Here is a 23,280-nt window from a genome sequence, read left to right as displayed (position 1 = left end):
TTCGCCCACGCCCTCTTTTACCTTATTTAAACAAGGTCCGCAAAATGTGCGCGGAACTTTAAGTGTAGATGTGATCCAATTAGTAATGTGACTAATATAAACATCCAAAAAGCAATATTTTGAGATGGATGATCCCAGATCCACCCTGTACTCAAGAATGAATCACGAACGCCCGCAATGAGATAATAAAACGGATTTAACTCAATTAAGCGACCAATGCGACCATGAGTTGGTCCCAACTTACTGGCAATATCAATAACTGCCCCAGAGAACCAGAAAACAAAACGCATAATTGTTTGAATCAACTGTTGATAGTCAGGGAACATCACAGTTATTGTAGCGTTAAAAATACCCAATGCATGTAAAAAAGCTAACATAGCGATGAAATAATAAACAAACTGAAACGCATGTGCTGTCAGCTGAACACCAGATCCTACAGCAATCAAAACACCAACAGCAAGCGTCAAAACAAAGGGAATCACATTAATCCATGTTCTAACTGTTGGCATGATACTGATAGGAAAGTTCATTTTCGACACTTGGCGCACATTTGCTCTAATACTCCAAGTAGCATCCATAAACGATGTATTCAGGAATAACCAAGTTGCTTGTCCAATAACTAACCAACCCACATAAGAAACGCCATCAGTCGTCCCACCTTGACGCAAACCAATACCAAATACTAACCAGTATGTTGCGATCTGCATCACAGGGTTAATAAAATCCCATAAAATACCAAGTGAATGATCCTTATATTTGGCACGTGTCTCATAACGAGCCAAACGTAGAATGACGGGGAAGTATTTTATTTGCTCCCGTAGCACAATCCAAATTTCTTTCATTTTTTAATTACCGCCCCAAATACGTATACATATACACTGCATACGCGAAAATACCCGTACCTGCAAGCGCAAGTAGCCAGTTCAATAAACTTAGCCGTCCACCTATTTCATTATCACGTACAATTTTTTTCTTCTCATTGTTGTCCAGATGACCATCCTCTGCAATACGCTCGGCTAATTGCGTTCGATTAAAATCATTTTGTGCTTGTTTACGCGCAGACACATAAGACTTCTTAACATCATCATCCAGTTGGTTATACCATTTGGTCCAGTCTTTATATTCTTGTAATATGGTAGCCGTGTCTCCATAAGCCCGTAATTCGCCATATTGAATCCACATTGTTTTGTCAGTAAATTCTTCAATCTGACCCAAAGCATGAGAAACAAAAAAAATCGTTTTACCCGCCGCTTTAAATTCTTTCATTTTGTTTAGTGCTTTACGGGTAAATGTCTGGTCACCCACAGATAATGCTTCGTCAATAATCATAATATCTGGGTCTTGATGCACAGCAATTGAAAAACCTAATTTTGAACGCATACCAGAAGAATAATTCTTAACTGGTTGTTTAATAAACTTTCCTAATTCAGAAAATTCCGCTATGTCATTAATTTGATCATCAATTTCTTTGTTAGACAGGCCCATCATAAGTGATTTTAACCGAATATTTTCCAACCCTGTTAGATTATCACGCAACCCATCCCAAACAGACAAGAGCGATGTTTGACCTTTTATCACTAAACGACCAGAGGTTTCAACTAAAGCGCCACTTAAAATATTTAATAATGTTGATTTACCGGAGCCATTCACGCCAATAACACCAACGACATCCCCTTCAAATACATCAAACGAGATACCCTTTAATCCCCAAAATTTTTCTTTATTAGATTTTAATGGATTTAAAATTGCTTGAATTTTTTCATTACGTGATGTACCCATGTCATATTCTTTTGTAATATAACGTCCAGTAACTTTAATAGGTGCATCAGACACATTTTTATTACCCGGTAAATCAATCTGCTTGGCAATTGCTACCGGCAAAAATGGTTCGTTTAACCCACGTGGATCATCAGGGGTATAAACAGTTTTTTTGTTATCTTCAGCCATGTCTTTCCTCCGACAAAATATCAATGTGTGAAAAAGTCACAATACTATATTATAACCTATTTATAGGCCATTAGTCGAACCACGCTAAAATCATAAAGAAAACGGCACATCAATAAATCAGTGCCGTTCACCTATCAACCACCATATTCATCTGACCACAAAACAATCCGATCTGTCGCTAATGATTCAGGGACGTTAATGATTCGTTGATTGGACGACCCTCTAAATCTTAACTTCAAATCCATCAATGCTTGTATAAAGCGACCGTCAACTAAAACATCAATTTCTTTTAATAATGCTTGTTTATCCTCCGTTTCATGGATTAATTCTCCCCAGGTATAGCCTGTCCATGACCAAATATCTTTTGTATGACCAAATTCGGCGCGAATGCGTCTTGTTAATTTCAATGCCACTGCTGTATTTAAAAATGGTTCGCCACCTAATAATGTCAATCCTTGTACATAAGACTGGCTCAAATCAGCAATAATTTGATCTTCTAATTCTTGCGTGTATTCAGAACCATAATGAAAATTTTGAGCCACGACATTATAACAACCGGGGCATAAAAATTTACAACCTGAAAGATAAATCGAACAGCGCACACCAGGACCATCAACCATAATAAATGGCTTATAATCAGCCACATAATTCTGCGACAAGGCTTCTGATCGCCATTCTTTATGCTCAGGAACTGTTATGCCATTAGCTAGTTTTTTTGACATGTGTTGTATTAACCTCCGTTTGTGACATATTTTTAACGCGGGATGTAATCTCAGCGTGACGGCCATGAATCATTGGTCGTGCTTGAGGATTTCCTAAATAACCACAAGTTCTTTTAACGACATCACAAGTTTGTGGATCGTGATTGCCACATTCAGGGCAGCAAAATCCGCGCGCTGTTGGTTTGAAATCACCTTCAAAACCACACTTAAAGCATTTATCGATTGGTGTGTTCGTACCTAAATAACCCACATGATCATAGGCAAAATCCCATACGGCTTCTAACGCGGCTGGATTTTGGCGCAAGTTGGGATATTCACAATAATGAATAAAGCCACCGCTCGCATATTTCGGATACGCTTCCTCAAATAATAGTTTTTCAAATGGGTTGGGATGCTTACGCACATCATAATGAAATGAATTTGTATAATAATCTTTATCTGTGATGTCAGAAATTGCGCCAAAACGCGCTTTATCTAATTCACAAAAACGATCAGTCAATGACTCTGCAGGTGTTGAATAAACTGAATAGTGATAACCATCTTCAGCCTCCCATGACTTGCAAGCTTCATTCAGTCGGCGTACGATTTCAACAGTAAAGTCATGAGCCGTTTGATTATTTTCCCATTTTGATCCAAAAAAGTACGTCCCGACTTCATATAACCCAATGTATCCTAATGACAATGTTGCTCGACCATTTTTAAATAAGTCATCTACTTGCCCACCATCTGGTAATTGATGCCCAAAGGCGCCATTTTTATATAAAATTGGTGCGTTTTCTGGTACTGCTTCCTTCGTACGCGCAAGTTTAAATTTTAACGCTTTTTTAGCCAAAGCTAGTCGATCTGAAAAGATTTCCCAAAATAGTGTCATATCGCCATGTGATTGTAAGGCCATACGCGGTATATTTAAAGTCACAACACCGAGGTTCATGCGACCTTCATTCACCTCTTTGCCATCAGCATCTCGCCACCCTTGAAGAAAAGACCGGCAACCCATTGGCGCTTTGAAAGAACCCGTCAAATCAATTATTTGTTCATAATTCAAAACATCAGGATACATACGCTTTGAGGCACATTCAATGGCTAATTTTTTAATGTCATAATTGGGATCCTCAGGATTCATATTCACACCACGTTTCAATGAAAAGACTAACTTTGGGAAAATAGCAGTTCGATGATCTGGCCCAATACCCTTAATTCGAATCTTAAAAATGGCACGTTGAATCTCACGCGCAAACCAATTTGTACCTAATCCAAATCCTAAAGTGGTAAACGGTGTTTGCCCTTGTGCTGAAGCTAACGTGTTAATTTCATATTCTAGAGCTTGCATGGCATCATAGATATCTTTTTTTGTACATGCCGTAGCATATTCAACACGCTTATCAGCTACCACATACGTTTCAGAAGCTTTAAGATGCTTCTGATAGTTCATTTCCGCATAAGGTGCTAGTAGCTCGTCTGCACGATTAATTGACGTCCCACCATACTGAGAAGAGGCCACATTGGCTATAATTTGAGCCATCTGTGCAGTAGCAGTGCCTATTGATTTAGGCGTTTCAACTTGGGCGTTACCCATGGTATAGCCGGATTTAAACATATAATCAAAATCAACTAAACAGCAATTCGTCATTGGTCCAAGTGGCGTGTAATCCATATCATGCCAATGTAAGTCACCACGCAAGTGTGCCTTTGCCACCGTTTCAGGCATCATTGTTAATCCTTTAGATTTACCAATCATACCAGCCGTTAAATCACGAAAAGTATTAAATACCTGTGAGTCTTTATTGGCGTTTTCATGCATCGTCTTATCATCCTGATTAACCAGCGAGTTAAGCTTATTTTCCGGATTAATTGCTTGCAACCATACTTTTTCATTCTGATCATGAACTGCTTGATAGACATTTGCTGCCTGTGGCAAATCAGATTTAAGTCGAGACAAAATAACTTGAAAAATAATTGTCGTTGTTAAGTCTGTTGCGTTTCCTCTTGTCGTGATTTCTGACATAATATCTTGCTTAACAGTTTTTGTAACAGCTAGCGTATCAAGAACCAAATCGATTTTATAAGGTTGAAACTGGACCACCTCACCCGAACGTTTCGTAACTGTTGTTAATAAATTGTTTGTATTCATATCATCATTACCCCCACTTTTTTAGTAAAACACTGTGTCAATTAAGCTAGGCCTATGGCAACAATTGTTTGACTGCATTTCAAATTATGCGCGTTTCATACACTAGAGTCAAACACCTGTTCTATGCATAAATAGACACTAAAATTTATGGTTAATTTTAAAAATATGTCTAATAAGACTGCAGTAACAACTATTTTTTTAGGTTAGACTATCAAGTATTTATTCATTATTTTTTGTAAGTAAACGTTTAACCGCTCACTTAATCACACTTTTATTCATGCTCACTTTTGCATAAGCATAAATATGACATTTTCTTTACAGTTTTTACTGTGATATGAGTAAATATAGAATATCCGAACAATAAAAAAGCATACGCTAAGCGCATGCTCAATAAGACAAACAATATATTAGTAAACGATAATGAATTACCCTTCACCTTGAATCAGCTGTGAACCCAATTCATAGTTATGTGAATAATCAACTGGAATATCAACCACAACAGGTCCTTGCGTTGAAAAGGCTTCGTCCAAGACTGCATCAAGTTGATCTGGCGTCGTGACACGCAAACCTTTGGCACCGAAACTTTCTGCATATTTGACAAGATCAATATTGCCAAAATCAACACCTGCAGAGGCGCCATTGTATTTCATTTCCTCTTGGAACTTAACCATATCATAGTGCGCATTATCATTCCAAACAATGTGAACCGTATTCAAATGCAATCGAACCGATGTTTCCAACTCCATTGCTGAGAAGAAGAACCCACCATCCCCTGAAACAGACACCGATTTAGCATTTGGACGAACCATAGCTGCAGTTAATGCCCATGGCAAACCAACACCAAGTGTTTGCATACCATTTGAAATCAAAAAGTGACGTGCAACATATGACTTAAAGTGGCGAGCCATCCAAATATAATGTGATCCAATATCTGTTGAAACTGTCATATCATCAGTCACATGGGCTTGAATAGCCTTAATCACGTGCAAAGGATGATTCAAGTTACCTTCGGCCGGCGTGTAAGTTGGTTCATCTGATGCACGTAAGTCTGCTTTTAATTCATGCAAGATTTTTTGACTCTCATCTGGTATATGATAGCCAATGATACGACCAGTCAATAAATCAAGACTTTGTGCTAAATCACCTACTAATTGACGTTCTGGCACAAAATTATTATCAATTTGTACAGGTGCAGTATCTATAGAAACAATGTTTAAATTATTTTCTTTATTCCAGTTACGTGGTTCATACTCAATGGCGTCATAGCCAAGTGTAATGACCAAATCTGATTGTTGCAACAACTTATCCCCTGTTTGGTTACGGAAAAGCCCAATACGACCAAAATAGGTGGTTGGTTCTAACTCACGTGAAATGACACCAGCCCCTTGGAAAGTTTCAACAACTGGCAAAGACACTTGTTTAAGTAAGTTATGCAAAGCAACAACAGAGTCATCGTCAGAGGCGCGTGCACCTACTAACAATACGGGTAACTTGGCATGCTTAATCTGTTCAGCTAACCAATCTAAATCTGACAAAGCAGCGGCACCTTGTTGTGCCTGTGGTACTTGTGGTAAAGCTTCAATTGTTACAGGGGCATCATCAACATCTTGAGGTAATGATACAAACGATGCACCCTTTTTAGCACCATTAGCCGCTGCAAACGCATTTGCCAAAATTTCTGAGATATTATTGGGATCTTGTATTTCTGAACTGAAGTTTGTAATCGGTGCAAATAGCGCAACTGAATTCGTTGACTGATGCGTCAAGCGGTATAAATCTTTACGAGGCACTTGGCCACCAATTGCGACAACAGGATCGCTTTCTGCACTTGATGTCATTAAGCCAGTCACAAGGTTACCTACACCAGGGCCTGACGTAGCAATAACAACACCTGTTTTACCAGTGATGCGGGCAAAGGCTTGAGCCATGAATGCAGCATTTTGCTCATGACGTGCCACGACAAGCTGTGGTACCTTTTGACCTGGATTTGGGTGTTCTAACGTTTCAAATAAACGATCAATTTTTGCACCAGGAATACCAAAAACCAAATCAACACCGTGGTTGACTAAACTATCCGTGACAATATCTGCACCATACTTTTGTTCTGACATATTTATGTTAAGAGCCTGCGTTTCGTGTCTTCATTGAAATGACAACATCATGTTACAAAACAAGATCGCGTTGCGTCGCTCATTTCCTCCATACTTTATTCAATAACCATATCATAGCACTTTTTGCGTCTTTAATGCCAGTCAAACATTGTGAAGTTTATCTCTATATCAAGCTATCAGAATTCACAAACTAGTTATTATTACATCAAAAAAAGCCTGACGGTATTGTGTCCCATTAGACTTTTTTGATCATTGCTATTGTTAAGTTTAATCACTGAATTCAAAAACGAAATCCGAATCATTGATACGTACATCATCGCCATCTTTAGCTCCCGCTTGACGTAATGCATCATCAACGCCCATATGACGTAATTGACGACCAAAGCGCATAATTGTAGCGTCTCGTTGAATATTTGTCATTAAGAACAATTTTTCAACTTCTGCACCACCAACAATCCACTGCTCACTTTCTTCAGACCACTCGACTGTGAAGTCATGCTTTTCAGGTTTGAAGTCATAATTTTTGGTATTTCCAACAGTTTCTACCACTGGGCGGTAACTCTCTGGTGCTGGTGCATCAGCTAGCATATCGGCTGTTAAACGCATTAAGTTTTGCACCCCATCTCGTGTTAATGCCGAAATAGGGGCAATCGTTGGTTGACTTGATAAGCCAGAATCAGCTGCGACTGACTCGCGGAATTTAACTAAATTCTCTGGTGAGTCAGGCATATCCATTTTTGTGGGTACGACAATTTGTGGTCGATCCAAAATGGTTTCATCATATTGTTGTAGTTCGTCAAGAATTTTACGATATTGCGTATAAGGGTCTGTCCCTTCAATTCCAGACATATCAACTAAGTGCAACACAAGTTTAGTACGTTCAACATGACGTAAGAATTGAAAACCTAAGCCAATACCTTGCGAAGCGCCTTCAATTAGACCGGGTAAATCAGCCATCACAAAATCGCGTTCGTCATCCAAACGGACCATACCAATGTTAGGTGACAAAGTTGTAAAGTGATAGGCAGCAACTTTTGGTTTAGCATTAGAGACAACTGACAGTAAAGTCGATTTTCCTGCTGATGGGAAGCCCACCAAACCAACATCTGCCAAAACCTTTAACTCTAACTTCAAATTACGTATAATGCCGGGTTCGCCATTTTCAGATAATTCTGGCGCTGGGTTGGCAGGTGTCGCAAAACGAATGTTACCACGACCACCACGACCACCCTTGGCTACAACTAACTCTTGGCCATTTTCAAGTAAATCACCTAAAATTTCGCCTGTTTCGGTATCTGTGACAGTCGTTCCCTGTGGTACTTTAATATAACGATCTTTCGACGAGGCACCAGTCATCCCCTTGGTCCCACCGTTGCCACCTGGCTGTGCTTTAAAATGACGGTTATAACGAAAGTCCATTAATGTCCTGAGTCCTTCGTCAACTTTAAAAATAACTGAGCCACCATGGCCGCCATCCCCACCAAATGGGCCGCCCATTGCTTCGAATTTCTCATGTCGGAATGAGACGATACCATCGCCCCCTTTTCCGGCTTTTACTTCAATTTCAGCTTGATCTACGAATGCCATAGTCGTTGTACATAGCGGTTTGTATACTGCCAAATAAGTCATAAATCGGCGTAGAGTGTGCGATAACTACCACCCTAATCCAATCTATACACACAGCAAAACAACTCGTTATGCGTTTTCTCCTTGTCTGCTCACACAGGTGAGCTTGCGATGATTAATACTCTAGTTTAACATACTATACGATATCATGCGAGCAATATTGCTAGTCAGTAACTTTTAAACGATATTAAGCAAAATAAACACCCTTAGCCACCAACTTTTAAACTCATATGAATCACACGTGCTAATTTTTCATTGATACCAATAGCTTGTAACTCAGTAACCGATGCAGCTGCAATTTTAGGTAACGATCCAAATTCTCGTAGTAATTTTTGCCGCGTCTTTGGACCGACACCATCAATCGTATCTAATCGAGATGCTAACGAATTTTTGCTACGCAATTGCCGATGAAAATTAATAGCAAACCGATGTACTTCTTCTTGTACCCGTTGAATTAAGAAGAAACCTTCTGATTGTTTATCTAAAACCACCACATCGCCAGTTTTACCATCAATTAAATCAGCAGTTTTATGCTTATCATTTTTAACCATAGCAGCAATGGGAACATGGGTTAAACCTAATTCATCTACCAATACTTCTTTGGCTGCATGTAACTGGATTTCGCCACCATCCATTAAAATGAGGTCTGGCATATCCCCACCTTCTTTTAAAATACGTGAGTAACGTCGCCGAATCACTTCTTGTGTCTCTGACCATTCATCCGCATGTGTCACCGACTTGATTTTATATTTACGATACAAGTCTTTATTTGGCACGCCATCATCAAAAACTACCATGGCACTAACGATTTCAACGCCTTGTGTGTGTGAATGATCAAATGCCTCAATGCGATGGCCCATTGGAATATGCAAAGATTCTGTGATTTCTCGCATCGCGCCTGTTGTTTTCTTTTCATTCAGCTGCATCAGCCTAAATTTTTCTTCCAAAGCAATGCGGGCATTTTTTTTCGCTAAATCAAGTAAATCACGTTTTTCCCCGCGCACAGGTATGCGCACAGGTACTTCTAATATTTCTGCCAGCGCAGCAGTATTAATGCCCTTGGGCACAAGAACTTCATGTGGTTTTTGAATGTTGCGTTGCGAATAAAATTGTTGAATAAAATTAATGACTTCTTCATCTTCTGAACCAACAACTGAAAAAGTTTGTTTAAATTGCCGAATTAAACGTGCCTGTCTTAAAAAGAAAACTTCAATCGTCATCCAGCCTTTATCTAAGTAATAATTAAACAAATCTCTTGGTGTTGTATCTTTCGACAAAACACGTTGGCTTTCAACAGTTTCGTCAATGTATTTTAACTGGTCTCTCAAATCAGCGGCACGTTCAAACTCTAATGTTGACGCTGCTACTTGCATTTTTTCAGCAATTACTTTCTTGACAGAGGCCGTGTTGCCATCTAAGAAATGCTTGATACGGCTAATTTGTTCATCATATTTTGCCACAGAAACATCTTGCCAACAAGCGCCCAAACACTGCCCCATATTATAGTAGAGACATGGGCGACCTTGATACCCATTACAACGTCTTAGTGGGTAATTTTTTTCTAAAAAGCGCAATGTTTCTTGTGCGGCATAGACGTTTGGGTAAGGTCCAAAATAAAAGCCGCCATCCTTTTTAACTTCATTAACCAAAGCCATTTTAGGATTACGCTCTTTGGTTATTTTGATGTAAGGGTAGCCGGTCCCATATTTTAAGCGAATATTGTAATAAGGTTTGTATTTTTTAATTAATTCATTTTCTAACAAAAAAGCTTCTTTATCAGAATTTGTCACAATAAAATCAAAATCAACAATATTTCCTACTAATTCCGCCGTCTTACCATCATGATCTTGTTTAAAATAAGATCGCACACGGTTTTTTAAATTTTTGGCTTTACCAACATAAATAATTTTACCGTTTCTGTCTTTCATTTGATATGACCCAGGTTCTGCAGGCAGCAACGCGAGTTTTTGTTCAATGTGTTTTGAAGGATTTGCTAACATAATTCTATTATACCAAGCCATGCAAGTATTTTGTTCTAAAATAAAAACACGCGTTCGCGTGTCATTACCATATTACTATTGTTGCTTCAAAGCGGCGCCAATGAACTCACGATATAGTCCTTCTGGACGCTCTGGACGAGATAAGAATTCCGGATGATATTGCGCAGCAACAAAGAAATCATTTTTCGGATATTCAATGACTTCCATCAAACGATTGTCTGGTGATGTGGCTGAAAATACCATACCGGCTGCTTCGAATTCTTCACGATAGGCTGTGTTAAATTCATAACGATGACGGTGCCGTTGTTGAATTTCTGCTACATTGTCATATGCCTTAGCTGTTACTGTGTTAGGTGTTAGTACTGCCGGATAAAGACCCAAACGTAAAGTACCACCAAGGTTTTCAACGTCTGCTTGATCTTTCATCAAATCAATAATTGGTGTCGTCGTCTCAGGATTTAATTCAGTTGAATTAGCATCTGCATAGCCCAAAACGTGTCGTGCAAATTCAACTGAAGCTAATTGCATACCCAAGCATACACCTAGGAATGGTGTGTTTGTTTCGCGAGCATAACGAATTGCCTCAATTTTGCCTTCTGTACCACGTTCTCCAAAGCCACCAGGAATCATAATACCATTTGAACCAGAAAGTAATGTCTCAACATTTTCCGCCGTGACTTTTTCAGATTTAATGTGCTTAATGACAACATCAGCTTCTTGAGCATAACCCGCATGCTTAAGTGCTTCGTTAACAGAAATATAAGCATCTGGTAAATCAGTATACTTACCAACTAATGTAATATTCACTGTCTTTTTTGGATGTTTAATTTTTTCAACCATTGTTGACCAATCAACCATATCAGCTTTTGGTGCATCAATATTTAATTTATTTAATACGACATCATCCATGCCTTGTTTTTGCAAGTTCAAAGGAATATCGTACAATGTTTCAACATCTCGAGACTCAATCACTGCTTTAGCATCTACATCTGTAAATGTTGAAATCTTTTTGATTAAGCTTTCTTCCAATGGTGCAGATGTTCTCAACACAATCATATCTGGTTGAATACCAAGAGAACGTAATTGCGCCACTGAATGCTGAGTTGGCTTCGTCTTTGCTTCGCCAGCCGCTGTTAGGTAAACAATTAGACTAGTATGAATGTAGAAAACATTATCACTGCCAAGATCAGATTTCATTTGACGCAAAGCTTCGATAAATGGCAAGCTTTCAATATCACCCACAGTGCCACCAACTTCAACAATGACAACATCAGCATCTGTTGACTGTGCTGCTTTTTTCATTTTATCTTTAATGGCATCAGTAATGTGTGGAATAACTTGTACTGTACCACCGTTATAATCACCCCGACGCTCTTTAGCAAGCACTTCAGAATAAATACGTCCAGTTGTCACATTAGAATACATATTTGTATTAATATCTATGAAACGCTCATAATGTCCCATATCCAAATCAGTTTCAAGCCCATCACCAGTAACGAAAGTTTCACCATGTTGGTACGGTGACATTGTTCCTGGGTCAATGTTAATATAGGGATCCAACTTTTGAATGGCAAGCTTTAAACCGCGGTTCTTCAATAAACGGCCTAATGATGCTGCCACAATACCTTTTCCCAAAGACGACACAACGCCACCGGTAACGAAAATATATTTGACTTGCTTATCTGACATAATGCCTCCTTATGATTCAGCGCAGCCGCGCTCGCAAAGTTTCAGGGGAAAAATTAAAATAGAAAAGCTCCCAAGATGAACTTGGGAGCTTTTAACGTCTGTCCCATTAAATGGGAGCCCTAATATATAATACAGAGTTAACCTATTTTTGTCAAATATTTATAACTAATTTTAACAAATTAATAGCGATTTACTTTGCTACACGTTTAAAGACTGTAATACTTTCCACATGTGTGGTTTGTGGGAATTGATCAAGAGGTTGCACTGCCCCATCAATTTCAAACCCTTCTGCCAAAATTTGAACTGCATCACGTGCTAATGTTGCTGGGTTACAACTAATATAAACAAACGTTTCTGGTTTCATAGCACTAACAGCAGAAATCAATTCAGCTGTTAATCCCTTACGTGGTGGATCAACGAACACAACATTTGGTTTCAAGCCATCTTCGGCCCACTTAACCATCTGCTCTGGTGCATCAGCCGTTACAAATTCAACATTATCAATATGATTATTTTTAGCATTCTTTTCGGCGTCTTCAACTGCACCTTCAACAACTTCAACACCATAAATTTTCTTAACTTTATCAGCAATTGACAACGTAATTGTACCAATACCAGAATACGCATCAACAACTGTGTCTGTTTTCTTTAGCCCAGCTTTTTCAGCAGCTAACGTGTACAATGTTGCTGTTGTTTGTGGGTTAACTTGATAAAATGAGTTGGGTCCGATGACAAAATCTTTTCCCATCAGTTGATCGTGGATTTCATCTGCGCCCCAAATAGTTTCGTTCCATTGCCCCATAATCACGTTAGTATCATGATTATTAATATTGTGGATAAAACTCTTCAATTCGGGTAGTTTTGCCTGCAAACGTGTCGCAATCTCTTGTTCTTCAGGCAACCTTTTTGTGTTTGTGATAATAACAACCATCAATTCATGTGAATAATAACCTCTGCGGGCCATGATGTGTCGCACAACACCTTTGTTTGTTTCTTCATCATAAGCTGAAAGGCCCAAATCACGTAAAATATCACGTGTTACTGTTACTGCTTCATCAACTTTAGGGTCTTGAATATAAAAATCTTCGACTGGCACCAATTTGTGTGAACCACGACGATAAAAACCAGTTTCTAATCGACCATTAATCAATTGAACTGGCACTTGTGCCTTATTACGGTATTTGGTTGGATCGGCCATGCCAATTGTTGGTTTAACTTCAACGGATACATTAACCTTTTTAAACATCTGTTCAATTTGATGTTGTTTAAATGCTAGCTGTGCGTCATATTTAAGATTTGCTAGTGGTGCAATTCCCGTTGTAATGGCGACTTTATCCACATGCTCTGCACGGTTTTCAGATTCTTGAATACGTGATACGACGCGTCCAAATGCATAGTTTTTAAGTACCTTGGTTATCCCGACTTTAATCACTTCACCAGGAATAGCGTCAATGACAAAAATAGGAAAATTATCAATTTTGACAACACCCATACCTTGATAAGTGATGTCAATCACTTCACCCTCAATTTCTTGGTTCTTTGTTACTGGAACTGCTGTTTTGTAAACACGATTAGCTTTTGCCATGATGTTTTAGTGTCAAAGATTTAATAAAAATCAATTCTTCAACACGTCTCCTTTTCTTGGGTTTTTCGACACCCACTGTCAACTTTATTTAACGTCGAGTTTTTCGACGTCGGCTACAAACTTTTGTTTAGTTTGGTCAGAAATTGTCGCTGCTTCTGGCATACCAGAACGGTTAGCCACAAACTCAATATGTTGTTGTAAATCTGTAAACAGCATTGGTGCATCACCACCATATTCACCATCTAAATTGACCTTTAGCTGGTCATCATCTAGTGGCGTAATTTCAACTTTGTTGGTCTTTTTGTAAATCATGTGAGCATTATCAATATGCTTCCCACCATTTAACATTTGAGCCACTATTTGTAAAATTTGAGCCAAGTTAGATTCTTTAATAATTAATAGTGTGAATTTACCATCATCCAATTTAGCATCAGGCACAATTGATTCAAAACCACCAACTGAATTCGTTAAGGCTAAAAAGATCATTGATATTTTCCCAGAATACTCGCCATCATCATAAGTTACCTTAGCATTAACTGGCTTGATCCGCGTAATTAATTCTGCGCCCTTAACAAGATACGCCAGATAACCATATAACGACTTCATCAATGACGGTACAGCGTATGTCACCTCACTGATCGTACCAAGTGCTGCAATGTTCATAAAGTATTTCGTATCGCCTGACTGATCTATTTTACCAATATCCATTTTAATTGTTTCATGCTGAAAAATGATTTTGGCTGATTCTAAAGGTTCATCACGTGGTAATTTTAAAGCACGGGCGTAATCATTTGTCGTACCAGCTGGAATAACCGCCATCATTGGCCGCTTTGCCAGTGGTGCTAGCCCATTAACGACTTCATTAATTGTGCCGTCACCACCAGCCGCAACAATTAAATCAAATCCTGCTTCCGCTGCGCGCTTGGCTTCTTTAGCTGCTGACATTGGCTCAGGTGTTGTCGCAAAAGCTGATGTTTCATAACCAGCTTGCTCATACACACGCAAAATATCCAACATTTCACGTTTAATGGCCTCACGACCCGATGTCGGATTGTATATAATTCGTGCTCTCATGTTAAAGTGTGGCGTAATAATAGCTTAAAAATAATTACTACAAAGCACGTTGCCGTGCCACACGATCCTTTCCTAAAAATTATGTACACAGGCAAATGCCTGCTTGAAAATCAACGTTTAGCCAATTCAGCTAATAATAACTTGTTCATCACACCAGGATTTGCCTGACCCTTTGACATTTTCATAAGTTGCCCAATCAAATAGCCTGTTGCACGGTCCTTACCGCCTTTAAAATCTTCAATTGATTGTGGATTATTATCCAATACTTCAGTAATCCACGTTAACAAAACCTCTGGATCACTAATTTGTACTAACCCGTTCTTTTTAGCAAAGGCTTCTGGTTCTTCACCAGCCATGATTGCTTCAAAGACTTGTTTGGCTTGTTTCGTTGAAATCGTACCAGATTCAATTAATTTAATCATGCCAGCTAAATGTTCTGGTGTCAATTGTGTCTCTTGCAACTCAACTTGATGTTTATTCATAAATGCGTTCACATCACCAATTAAATAGTTTGCCGCGCGCTTTGCATCTGCACCTGCAGCAACAGTCGCGTCATAAAAATCAGACATAGCGAGTGTTTGTGTTAATACTTCAGCATCATAACGTTCAATACCTAAGGTTGACACATAACTTGTTTGACGATCACCTGCCGATTTTGGTAGTTCGTCCGCAACTTTATCAATCCAATTTTGATCAATAACAACAGGTGCCAAATCAGGTTCTGGGAAATAACGATAATCATCCGCACCCTCTTTAACACGCATCAATATCGTTGACTTTGTTGGTTCATTGTAGCGTCGCGTTTCTTGCTGAATAATACCACCAGAACGCAGTACTTCCGCTTGACGTTTCTCTTCAAAAATTAAGGCATTACGCACATAGTTAAACGAGTTAATGTTCTTCATTTCAACCTTAGTGCCATATTCAGATGAGCCGTATGGTCGAATTGAGATATTGACATCGGCGCGCATCTGACCTTCTTGCATTTTCGCTTCTGAGATACCCGTAAACAAAATTGCTTGTCGTAATTGTTCCAAATAAGCATAAGCTTCATCAGGTGACGCAATGTCTGGTTCAGACACGATTTCAATTAATGGTGTGCCTTGACGATTCAAATCAACATAAGAATAACCATCGGTGCCATGCGTATTCTTACCAGCATCTTCTTCAACGTGCAGTTCTTTAATTCTGATGCGTTTTGTTGTCCCATCAGCCAATGTCACATCCAAATAACCATTTTTACCAAGCGGTGTTTGTGATTGTGTTGTTTGATAAGCTTTAGGATTATCAGGATAAAAATAGTTTTTACGATCCCAACGGATAAACGGTGAAATCGTGGCATTCAAAGCAAGCGCAGCACGCATACCATATTCTAATGCACCTTTGTTAGCTACTGGTAAAACACCCGGGTAACCAAAATCAATCACATTCGTATTTTCATTAGGCTTATCACCGTAATGCACTGGTGAAGGTGACATAAGCTTAGAGTTTGTCTGCATTTCAACGTGGACTTCAAGACCAATCGTTGTTTCAAAATTTCCTGTTGCCATAATTTTAGAGCGTAAGTCAATCATAGATCATAATTATTAAATAACAAACCTGTTATCCAATAATCAATTACCTCACGCGTTTCCTCCCTCTTAGCTTAATATTTTTTAGCAATTTTTGGTAACTGTTCAAATAAGCGACTCGCTTGTTCAAAAGCATAGCCTGTTTGATAAACAGTTGCTTCGTCAAATGGTTTACCAATAATCTGTAACCCAACTGGCAAACCATCTACAAATCCGGCATTAACAGACAAGCCAGGCAAACCAGCTAGGTTAACTGGAATTGTTAACGCATCAGCTAAATACATCGCCGTGGGGTCGTCAATTTCTTCACCTATGCCATAAGCAACCGTTGGCGCTGTTGGTCCAACAATGACATCATAATCAGCAAAAACACGATTAAAATCTTCGATTAACAAGGTTCTAATTTTGGCTGCTTTTTTAAAGAAAGCATCATACGCCCCTGCAGACAGTGAAAATGTGCCAAGCATGATCCGGCGCTTAACTTCATCCCCAAAACCTTCAGAGCGTGTTTTAACGTATAAATCCTCTAAGTTTTGAACATCATCTGCTCGGAAGCCATAACGGACACCGTCATATCTTTGTAAGTTAGAAGATGCTTCTGAAGACATAATAATATAATAAGCGGCAACACCATATTTCGTATGTGGCAAACTAACTTCGTCAACCGTCGCACCTAGTGCCTCAAGTTGTGCAATGGCGGCTTTAACAGTGCTAGCTACCTTGGGATCAATACCTTCACCAAAATATTCTTTAGGCACAGCAATCTTTAAGCCCTTTACATTACCTGTTAGTTTGGCTGTGAAATCTGGTACATCCCGGTCAGCAGATGTTGAATCTTTTTCGTCAAAACCAGCAATGGTATTTAAAACCAAGGCATTATCTTTCACAGTACGTGTGAATGGCCCCACTTGATCCAAGGATGAGGCCATCGCAAACAAGCCCCAACGAGATACACGGCCGTAAGTAGGTTTCAACCCAACAATCCCATTAAAAGCAGCAGGTTGACGTATTGAACCACCTGTATCTGAACCCAGCGCAAATGGCACCAGTCCACCTGCCACAGCTGCTGCTGAACCACCTGATGAGCCACCAGGCACCTTAGTCGCATCCCATGCGTTGGTTGTTTTTTTGTAGTAAGATGTTTCTGTTGAGCCACCCATGGCAAATTCATCCATGTTTGTTTTACCAACGGAAACTGCGCCTGCAGTGTTTAATTTGCTAACCACTGTCGCATCATAAACAGGTTTGAAGCCTTCTAAAATACGCGAAGCACCAGTCGTTTGAATACCATTTGTTGCCAAATTATCTTTTAAGCCGACTGGCAAACCAGTTAAAATATCAGAAAAATCATGTGCATCGTCTATTTTTTTAGCCTGTAGCAGCGCTTCTTCTGGGTTAGTTGAAATAAAAGCATTTAATTGTTCATCAGTATGCGCAACATTATCTAATGTCGCTTGTGTTAGTTCAGTAGCCGTTAACTCTTTATTTATTAATTTATTATGTAAAGAAGTCAAGTCATTATCAAAAAAATTAATTGTCATGATTATTCTCCCTCACCATCTAATATTGCTGGTACCTTAATCAAATCTGCCGCTTCAAGTGGCGCATTTTCTAATAACGCCTGCTTTTGATGCCAATTATCTGCAACATCTTGACGTAAATGATTGACATTTTCGGTGACAGAATAGGTTGGTTCAACCTGCTCCGTATCAACTTCACCCAATGTATCAAAAATAGTCAAAATACTATCTAATTGCGTGGTGAACTGCTCTAGTTCAGTTTCATTAAACGCTAATTTTGCTAAACCGGCAACATGCGCAACTTCTTCTTTTGAAATCGTTGTTTCAGACATTTACTTACTCCTTTAAGTGTGTTTGTTGGTCATTGACTCGTTCAACGAACACTTCATATATACTTATTCATTTTACCATAACTCTATCCTTGTCTACGCTTGCATTTTAGTAATATTCGCGTATAATTAAATTTGTTGTATAAACAACATGACCAATTACTTTGTTTAGCGTCTCACCGTCGCTTCACACAGTCTTTGGCGACATTTTAGAAAGGTGGATATGATTATGGCCCTTACACAAGAACGTAAGAACGAAATCATCACGGAATATGCCCGCCACGAAGGCGATACAGGTTCAGCTGAAGTACAAATCGCAGTTTTAACTGCTGATATTAACGAGTTGAACACACACATGGCAGCTCACAAGCATGATTTTCACTCACAACGTGGTTTGATGAAGAAGATCGGTAGCCGTCGTAACTTACTACGTTACCTCCGTAATACTGATATTCAACGTTATCGTGAATTGATCCAACGCTTAGGTTTGCGTCGTTAATCTTAGGATTACATGAAAACCTCGTATCAAATTTAAGGAGAAAAGACATATGCCTGTTATTGAATCAGCAATTCAACGTGTTCGTCTTACGAAAAAGCAACATGATCGTAACGAACCACAACTCAGTGCTTACCGTACAGCTGTTAAGCGTTTTGAAAAAGCTTCAGCTGCTGGTGAAGACAATTTAGCAGAATTATACAAGACTGCTTCTTCTGCAATTGATCACGCCTACTCAAAGGGTTTGATTAAGAAGAACAAAGCTTCACGTGAAAAGTCACGTTTGGCTAAGTACGTTAAGTAACATTCAATAAAAAACGACTTGGAAACTATCCAAGCCGTTTTTATTTTGTCCTAATTATTTGTTTTTTAAGATAAACCGTTCAAACAACAATTCAGGCTCTTGATTAGATGATTTCAATTTAATTTCAATCGCAATCATGCCTAAATAACGAGACCGTAATGAACCAAGTGCATATTTTTTTAACATTTGTCGTGCAAGTTTGACACGGTACGGATGTATGCCAAGTTGTTTACTCATATCTTGTTCCGTACCTTTTAATCCCGCAATCTGTAATAATAATCGAAACTGTCCGGTTAATACCGCATTGACACGTAACGCAGGTTCGCCATTCTGTAATAAATCACGATATATCGTCAATGCATTTTTAATTTGATGTGTCATAACAGCATCCACTAAATCAAAAACATTGGCGGTTAACGTTTTTGGAACAAGCGCGGTCACTGCTTTTAATTGTATATGCTTCGTATGAGTCGCCTCAGCTATTAGCTTGGGTAACTCATTTTGCATCGTTGTATAATGTGCATTTGTTCTGAGTGTTAATTCCTGTAGTGCATCTTGATCAATACGATAAGCACGGGCTTCTAGTTCCTTTGAAATGGCTTGCTGCGCTTGCCGCTCATTTAGCGCAGGTAGATCAACACTTTCAGCATACTTTAATAGCATTTTCGTTATCTTTTTACGCTTATCAATTTTTAAGTCATTAATAAAAAAAGCCACGATATTTTCTGACACTGGCTTTTCTAATAATTGTAAAAATTGTGCCTGATCTAAATCTGAAACTTTACCTTTTGCCGTCAAAAAGTCCGGGTTTTGGACAACAACAACGCGCCTTTCGCCAAAAAATGGAATGGACATGGCATCATTGATGACATCATCTAAACTTTGTATTGATAAATCAAATTGTGCATAATTCATATCACGATCAATGGGTTGGATAAGTTGTTTAAATTCGGATTGTGCTCGCTGAATCAACGCTTCTTCTTCACCAAAAATCACATAAAAATTAGCCAGTGCTTGATTTTTAATTTGCTGTTGTAGTTGCTGCAAGTTCATGTGCTAACTTTACCTCAAAATGACCTTTTTGCTTTGTATAAATATATCTTATCATACCATTTGTTTGTGTATTAAACAGTGTCATATGAGAATCTTGTATTGTTTTTAACGTTTCCGCATGTGGGTGATGATACCTATTGTTACGCCCTGCAGAAACAATGCCGACACGGGGTTGCCACTGTTTTATAACATCAGGATGAGTAGACGTTTTAGAGCCATGATGTCCTAATTTCAAAATATCAACCTTCAAAGTTGGATACTGGGCTGCAATAGCTGCTTCTCCTGATTGATCCAAATCACCTGATGTAAAAAAAGTTTGTCTACCAAATTGACCATAGAGTGCCACAGAATCTTCATTGCCAGCTTGACCAGTTTGAAAAGGATGTAACACCTGAAATGGCAAATCAGGTACTGATATACCTTGCGTGACTTCAACAATGACTGTTTTTCTTAAATAAGGTTTAATTTCTCGATTAAACGCTGGTTGGTTGATCATGCCAGCAGGCATCACAAGACGTGTCACTTTCATTTTTTGCAGAATAACTTTTGCATCGCCAATATGATCATAATCATGATGCGTTAAAACCAAATTATCAATATGATTGATACCGCGGCTATGTAAATAGTTTATAATAACCGTTTCCCCACTTGTACGCTGAAAAGACTGTACTTGCCAAGGTTGTTGTGCACCAAATGTTAATTTACCGCCAGTATCAATGAGTGTGACCGTTCGATTAAATGGTTCTCGAATTAAAGCTGCATCCCCTTGACCAATATCAAATGTCGCTATTTCACCATATAATGGAAAATGTGTCCAAACCATGGTCAATATTAATAACCCTGCCCAACTTAATCTTGCAAACTGCGCAACACGTTTTTGTCGTACAAACAAGAGAAGGGACAGCATAAATAGTAAAATAACAGAAAACCAAGGCATATGCCCAATCACTATTTGTCCGGGCAAAGTTGCTATGCCATCTACTGTTTGCGCAAATAATTTAATCACAGCATTCATCATATGCATGACGGTTGGCAATAATTGACCTATAAATCCAATCATGACACAAGGCACAATGATCATACTAAATAGCGGTATTGCCGCAAAATTAGTCACTGTTTGTAGCACGTGCCACGTATATTGTTGACTAACAATTAATGGTAAACTGACTGCACTAAGTAATAAGTTAATTTGCCAAAAATTTATTTTTTTAACAAACATTAAACAAAATGTCAGTGCAAAAGATAGTTGTCCACCCAAAGATAATAAGATCCCTGGTTCATATATCAAACTACCCAACAAGCTAACAGCCCAAACACTTTCCGCAGGTACACGACGACAACCAGCTAAGCGCGTCATCATGATTAACCCGGCAATCAAAGCGCGCACAAGTACCGCTGGCTCACCAGCAAATACAAAATACATCAGTAAAACGATGGTCCCAACGATTGCTGACACCTCTTTGGGGACATATAATCGACGTAAAATTGCCATTAATAACATCAATACATAAGATACGTGAAAACCAGAAACACTAAATAGATGAATCAACCCTAAAGTTTGAACACCTGGATTATTGCCGTATAATGATTGCGGTGTTGTTCCTAGAATCAATGCCTGCGCATAATCACTTAACGGCTGTGGTAAAGTTTCCGTGTTATGGATCCCTTTTGCGTGCCAAATATGTAATTGATACCGACATTTTTGCCATAAACTTGATTCTTTTGCCTGTTGAACAGTCCATGATGTCATCGTGACTTGATGAGTCACGTGTTTCGTTTCATAATAACTTTGGGCATCAAATTGATTAAAATTTGTTGGTGGCCTAATGCGTGAAAAATCCCCAACACCTTGAAAATATAGCGTACGATTTTCTGATGACCAAGCCTTTTTTTCCGATTGCGATGCTAATTTAGCGTAGAGTCTGATCGTTTGGCCGCTACCTTCTAATTGCGCATTTGCTTGCAAACGATCACCATTAATAGTGATTTCATCTGGTAAAATAACACCACATACCGATGCTCCCTCATTCTCTTTTTGCGATGCCTGATGTGCTAGTTTCCCTGCATCGTAAGCAAAATAACATAAAAAAGGTAGTGCTAACATCACAAATAAATAACCACATTGTTTGTTAAAATTTAATCCAAAGATGACGGTTGTTACCCCTAACAAAATAACTGTCACAATATTTAAACGGTAAACACATCCTCCAATAGCCGCAATCATTAGACTAATGATTAATAAATAACGATTAACCATTATATTGTGACGTTATCCTGTATTGTCTCAAACCGTTTATCGCCAATGCCTGAAACTTCTTTAATTTCGTCAATATTTTTGAAACCACCATGGGCTTCTCGGTAACTAATAATTTGTTCCGCTTTCTTTTCACCAATACCCGCTAATGTTTGTAATTCTGTTAGTGTTGCCGTGTTTAAATTCACCTTCTCTGAATCATTCGGTGCCATACGATCTTTATTGTCAACGGCCATATCAGTTGTCACTTCACCGCGTGTTGGCACATAAATCATTTGACCATCTGTTAATTTTTGAGCTAAATTAAGTTTAACCGTGTCAGCTTCGTTTGTGATCCCACCGGCTTTTGCTACCGCTGTTTGTACACGAGGTGAATTTGCAATATCATAAACGCCGGGATTTTTAACGGCTCCTTTGATGTCAACCATAATCACAACGCTTTCTGAACTAACTGCAGTACTTGTTGCAGACACTGTACTATTGGCATGATGTGTATTGGCACTCTGAATAGCAGGTGTATTCGAAGCCGGTTTTGCCGATTTTAAATATAAACACAGCACACCACCCACAAATACAACACCAATAACAATTAGCCATATTTTATACTGCATCATTCTATCTTTAATTAAATCAAGTATATCTATCATGAGCACACCTCCATGTCATGATACGTTAAAATATATCATGACACTAAAAAACACCTAACATAATATGTTAGGTGTTAGTTTGGCATGTAGGATTCGCTCCTACGGGCGACTAATAGTTGTCACACTAATAGTAAAGTCGCGTCACCGCAGTGCAAGCACTGTTAGTCATGGTGAGAAAATGGGGTTCCACAACCACCATTAACACCTGCGTCTATACGAGA

Annotated in this window: 18 protein-coding genes; 2 read left to right on the top strand and 16 right to left on the bottom strand. The window is 38.8% G+C overall.

Annotated elements, in window-relative coordinates:
• Window positions 1–26: 26 nt before the first annotated feature.
• The 13 genes from JOD28_RS03770 to gatC all read right to left on the bottom strand — a co-directional run bounded on the left by JOD28_RS03770 (window position 27) and on the right by gatC (window position 18,308).
• Window positions 27–842: an ABC transporter permease gene (locus tag JOD28_RS03770; protein ID WP_013103701.1), complete on the bottom strand. Its 816-nt coding sequence runs from the start codon at window positions 840–842 to the stop codon at window positions 27–29.
• A 7-nt stretch (window positions 843–849) separates the two neighbouring features.
• Window positions 850–1,947 (bottom strand): ABC transporter ATP-binding protein, encoded by a 1,098-nt coding sequence (locus JOD28_RS03765; RefSeq protein ID WP_204769545.1) that lies wholly within the window; start codon window positions 1,945–1,947, stop codon window positions 850–852.
• Window positions 1,948–2,081: 134 nt separating this feature from the next.
• Window positions 2,082–2,669, bottom strand: a complete 588-nt coding sequence (nrdG, locus tag JOD28_RS03760) for an anaerobic ribonucleoside-triphosphate reductase activating protein (protein ID WP_204769544.1) — start codon at window positions 2,667–2,669, stop codon at window positions 2,082–2,084.
• Window positions 2,650–4,800, bottom strand: a complete 2,151-nt coding sequence (gene nrdD, locus JOD28_RS03755; protein WP_204769543.1) for an anaerobic ribonucleoside-triphosphate reductase — start codon at window positions 4,798–4,800, stop codon at window positions 2,650–2,652. Before nrdD ends, nrdG begins: the two co-directional genes overlap by 20 nt.
• A gap of 425 nt (window positions 4,801–5,225) precedes the next feature.
• Window positions 5,226–6,911: an acetolactate synthase AlsS gene (gene alsS, locus JOD28_RS03750; protein ID WP_204769542.1), complete on the bottom strand. Its 1,686-nt coding sequence runs from the start codon at window positions 6,909–6,911 to the stop codon at window positions 5,226–5,228.
• Window positions 6,912–7,178: 267 nt separating this feature from the next.
• Window positions 7,179–8,498: a GTPase ObgE gene (gene obgE, locus JOD28_RS03745; RefSeq protein WP_204769541.1), complete on the bottom strand. Its 1,320-nt coding sequence runs from the start codon at window positions 8,496–8,498 to the stop codon at window positions 7,179–7,181.
• A 245-nt stretch (window positions 8,499–8,743) separates the two neighbouring features.
• A complete protein-coding gene (gene uvrC / locus JOD28_RS03740; RefSeq protein WP_204769563.1) occupies window positions 8,744–10,537 on the bottom strand; it encodes an excinuclease ABC subunit UvrC in 1,794 nt (597 codons plus the stop codon).
• Window positions 10,538–10,612: 75 nt separating this feature from the next.
• Window positions 10,613–12,226: a CTP synthase gene (locus JOD28_RS03735; protein WP_204769540.1), complete on the bottom strand. Its 1,614-nt coding sequence runs from the start codon at window positions 12,224–12,226 to the stop codon at window positions 10,613–10,615.
• A 190-nt stretch (window positions 12,227–12,416) separates the two neighbouring features.
• On the bottom strand, window positions 12,417–13,811 hold the full coding sequence (rlmD, locus tag JOD28_RS03730; protein ID WP_204769539.1) for a 23S rRNA (uracil(1939)-C(5))-methyltransferase RlmD: 1,395 nt from the start codon (window positions 13,809–13,811) through the stop codon (window positions 12,417–12,419).
• Between the two features lie 84 nt (window positions 13,812–13,895).
• Window positions 13,896–14,885: a diacylglycerol kinase family lipid kinase gene (locus JOD28_RS03725; protein WP_204769538.1), complete on the bottom strand. Its 990-nt coding sequence runs from the start codon at window positions 14,883–14,885 to the stop codon at window positions 13,896–13,898.
• 110 nt (window positions 14,886–14,995) lie between these two features.
• A complete protein-coding gene (gene gatB, locus JOD28_RS03720) occupies window positions 14,996–16,435 on the bottom strand; it encodes an Asp-tRNA(Asn)/Glu-tRNA(Gln) amidotransferase subunit GatB (RefSeq protein ID WP_204769537.1) in 1,440 nt (479 codons plus the stop codon).
• Window positions 16,436–16,530: 95 nt separating this feature from the next.
• A complete protein-coding gene (gatA, locus tag JOD28_RS03715; protein WP_204769536.1) occupies window positions 16,531–17,997 on the bottom strand; it encodes an Asp-tRNA(Asn)/Glu-tRNA(Gln) amidotransferase subunit GatA in 1,467 nt (488 codons plus the stop codon).
• A 2-nt stretch (window positions 17,998–17,999) separates the two neighbouring features.
• On the bottom strand, window positions 18,000–18,308 hold the full coding sequence (gene gatC, locus JOD28_RS03710; RefSeq protein ID WP_204769535.1) for an Asp-tRNA(Asn)/Glu-tRNA(Gln) amidotransferase subunit GatC: 309 nt from the start codon (window positions 18,306–18,308) through the stop codon (window positions 18,000–18,002).
• A gap of 226 nt (window positions 18,309–18,534) precedes the next feature.
• On the opposite strand from gatC, the gene rpsO reads away from it, so the two are divergent.
• Both rpsO and rpsT read left to right on the top strand, forming a co-directional pair.
• Window positions 18,535–18,804 (top strand): 30S ribosomal protein S15, encoded by a 270-nt coding sequence (gene rpsO, locus JOD28_RS03705; RefSeq protein WP_013103687.1) that lies wholly within the window; start codon window positions 18,535–18,537, stop codon window positions 18,802–18,804.
• A gap of 49 nt (window positions 18,805–18,853) precedes the next feature.
• Window positions 18,854–19,105, top strand: a complete 252-nt coding sequence (gene rpsT, locus JOD28_RS03700; protein ID WP_010016113.1) for a 30S ribosomal protein S20 — start codon at window positions 18,854–18,856, stop codon at window positions 19,103–19,105.
• A 54-nt stretch (window positions 19,106–19,159) separates the two neighbouring features.
• Here rpsT and holA read toward each other — a convergent pair whose 3' ends face one another.
• Genes holA through JOD28_RS03685 form a run of 3 tightly spaced genes read right to left on the bottom strand, consistent with a single transcriptional unit; the run spans window position 19,160 to window position 23,059 of the window.
• Window positions 19,160–20,158, bottom strand: coding sequence for a DNA polymerase III subunit delta (gene holA / locus JOD28_RS03695; protein ID WP_204769534.1), 999 nt, complete (start codon window positions 20,156–20,158; stop codon window positions 19,160–19,162).
• A complete protein-coding gene (locus JOD28_RS03690) occupies window positions 20,127–22,415 on the bottom strand; it encodes a DNA internalization-related competence protein ComEC/Rec2 (protein ID WP_204769533.1) in 2,289 nt (762 codons plus the stop codon). Before JOD28_RS03690 ends, holA begins: the two co-directional genes overlap by 32 nt.
• Window positions 22,415–23,059, bottom strand: coding sequence for a helix-hairpin-helix domain-containing protein (locus JOD28_RS03685; RefSeq protein ID WP_204769532.1), 645 nt, complete (start codon window positions 23,057–23,059; stop codon window positions 22,415–22,417). Before JOD28_RS03685 ends, JOD28_RS03690 begins: the two co-directional genes overlap by 1 nt.
• Between the last annotated feature and the right edge of the window lie 221 nt (window positions 23,060–23,280).

The sequence above is a fragment of the Leuconostoc rapi genome (assembly GCF_016908715.1).
In the GTDB taxonomy this organism is placed as follows: domain Bacteria; phylum Bacillota; class Bacilli; order Lactobacillales; family Lactobacillaceae; genus Leuconostoc; species Leuconostoc rapi.
Note: the sequence above shows the minus strand (reverse complement) of the source record. Positions and strands in the feature narration are given on the sequence as shown.

What these genes read in the sequence shown, in the direction of transcription:
- JOD28_RS03770 (WP_013103701.1), bottom strand. Translation starts at nt 842, where the DNA reads ATGAAAGAAATTTGGATTGTGCTACGGGAGCAAATAAAATACTTCCCC.
- JOD28_RS03765 (WP_204769545.1), bottom strand. Translation starts at nt 1,947, where the DNA reads ATGGCTGAAGATAACAAAAAAACTGTTTATACCCCTGATGATCCACGT.
- nrdG (WP_204769544.1), bottom strand. Translation starts at nt 2,669, where the DNA reads ATGTCAAAAAAACTAGCTAATGGCATAACAGTTCCTGAGCATAAAGAA.
- nrdD (WP_204769543.1), bottom strand. Translation starts at nt 4,800, where the DNA reads ATGAATACAAACAATTTATTAACAACAGTTACGAAACGTTCGGGTGAG.
- alsS (WP_204769542.1), bottom strand. Translation starts at nt 6,911, where the DNA reads ATGTCAGAACAAAAGTATGGTGCAGATATTGTCACGGATAGTTTAGTC.
- obgE (WP_204769541.1), bottom strand. Translation starts at nt 8,498, where the DNA reads ATGGCATTCGTAGATCAAGCTGAAATTGAAGTAAAAGCCGGAAAAGGG.
- uvrC (WP_204769563.1), bottom strand. Translation starts at nt 10,537, where the DNA reads ATGTTAGCAAATCCTTCAAAACACATTGAACAAAAACTCGCGTTGCTG.
- JOD28_RS03735 (WP_204769540.1), bottom strand. Translation starts at nt 12,226, where the DNA reads ATGTCAGATAAGCAAGTCAAATATATTTTCGTTACCGGTGGCGTTGTG.
- rlmD (WP_204769539.1), bottom strand. Translation starts at nt 13,811, where the DNA reads ATGGCAAAAGCTAATCGTGTTTACAAAACAGCAGTTCCAGTAACAAAG.
- JOD28_RS03725 (WP_204769538.1), bottom strand. Translation starts at nt 14,885, where the DNA reads ATGAGAGCACGAATTATATACAATCCGACATCGGGTCGTGAGGCCATT.
- gatB (WP_204769537.1), bottom strand. Translation starts at nt 16,435, where the DNA reads ATGGCAACAGGAAATTTTGAAACAACGATTGGTCTTGAAGTCCACGTT.
- gatA (WP_204769536.1), bottom strand. Translation starts at nt 17,997, where the DNA reads ATGACAATTAATTTTTTTGATAATGACTTGACTTCTTTACATAATAAA.
- gatC (WP_204769535.1), bottom strand. Translation starts at nt 18,308, where the DNA reads ATGTCTGAAACAACGATTTCAAAAGAAGAAGTTGCGCATGTTGCCGGT.
- rpsO (WP_013103687.1), top strand. Translation starts at nt 18,535, where the DNA reads ATGGCCCTTACACAAGAACGTAAGAACGAAATCATCACGGAATATGCC.
- rpsT (WP_010016113.1), top strand. Translation starts at nt 18,854, where the DNA reads ATGCCTGTTATTGAATCAGCAATTCAACGTGTTCGTCTTACGAAAAAG.
- holA (WP_204769534.1), bottom strand. Translation starts at nt 20,158, where the DNA reads ATGAACTTGCAGCAACTACAACAGCAAATTAAAAATCAAGCACTGGCT.
- JOD28_RS03690 (WP_204769533.1), bottom strand. Translation starts at nt 22,415, where the DNA reads ATGGTTAATCGTTATTTATTAATCATTAGTCTAATGATTGCGGCTATT.
- JOD28_RS03685 (WP_204769532.1), bottom strand. Translation starts at nt 23,059, where the DNA reads ATGATAGATATACTTGATTTAATTAAAGATAGAATGATGCAGTATAAA.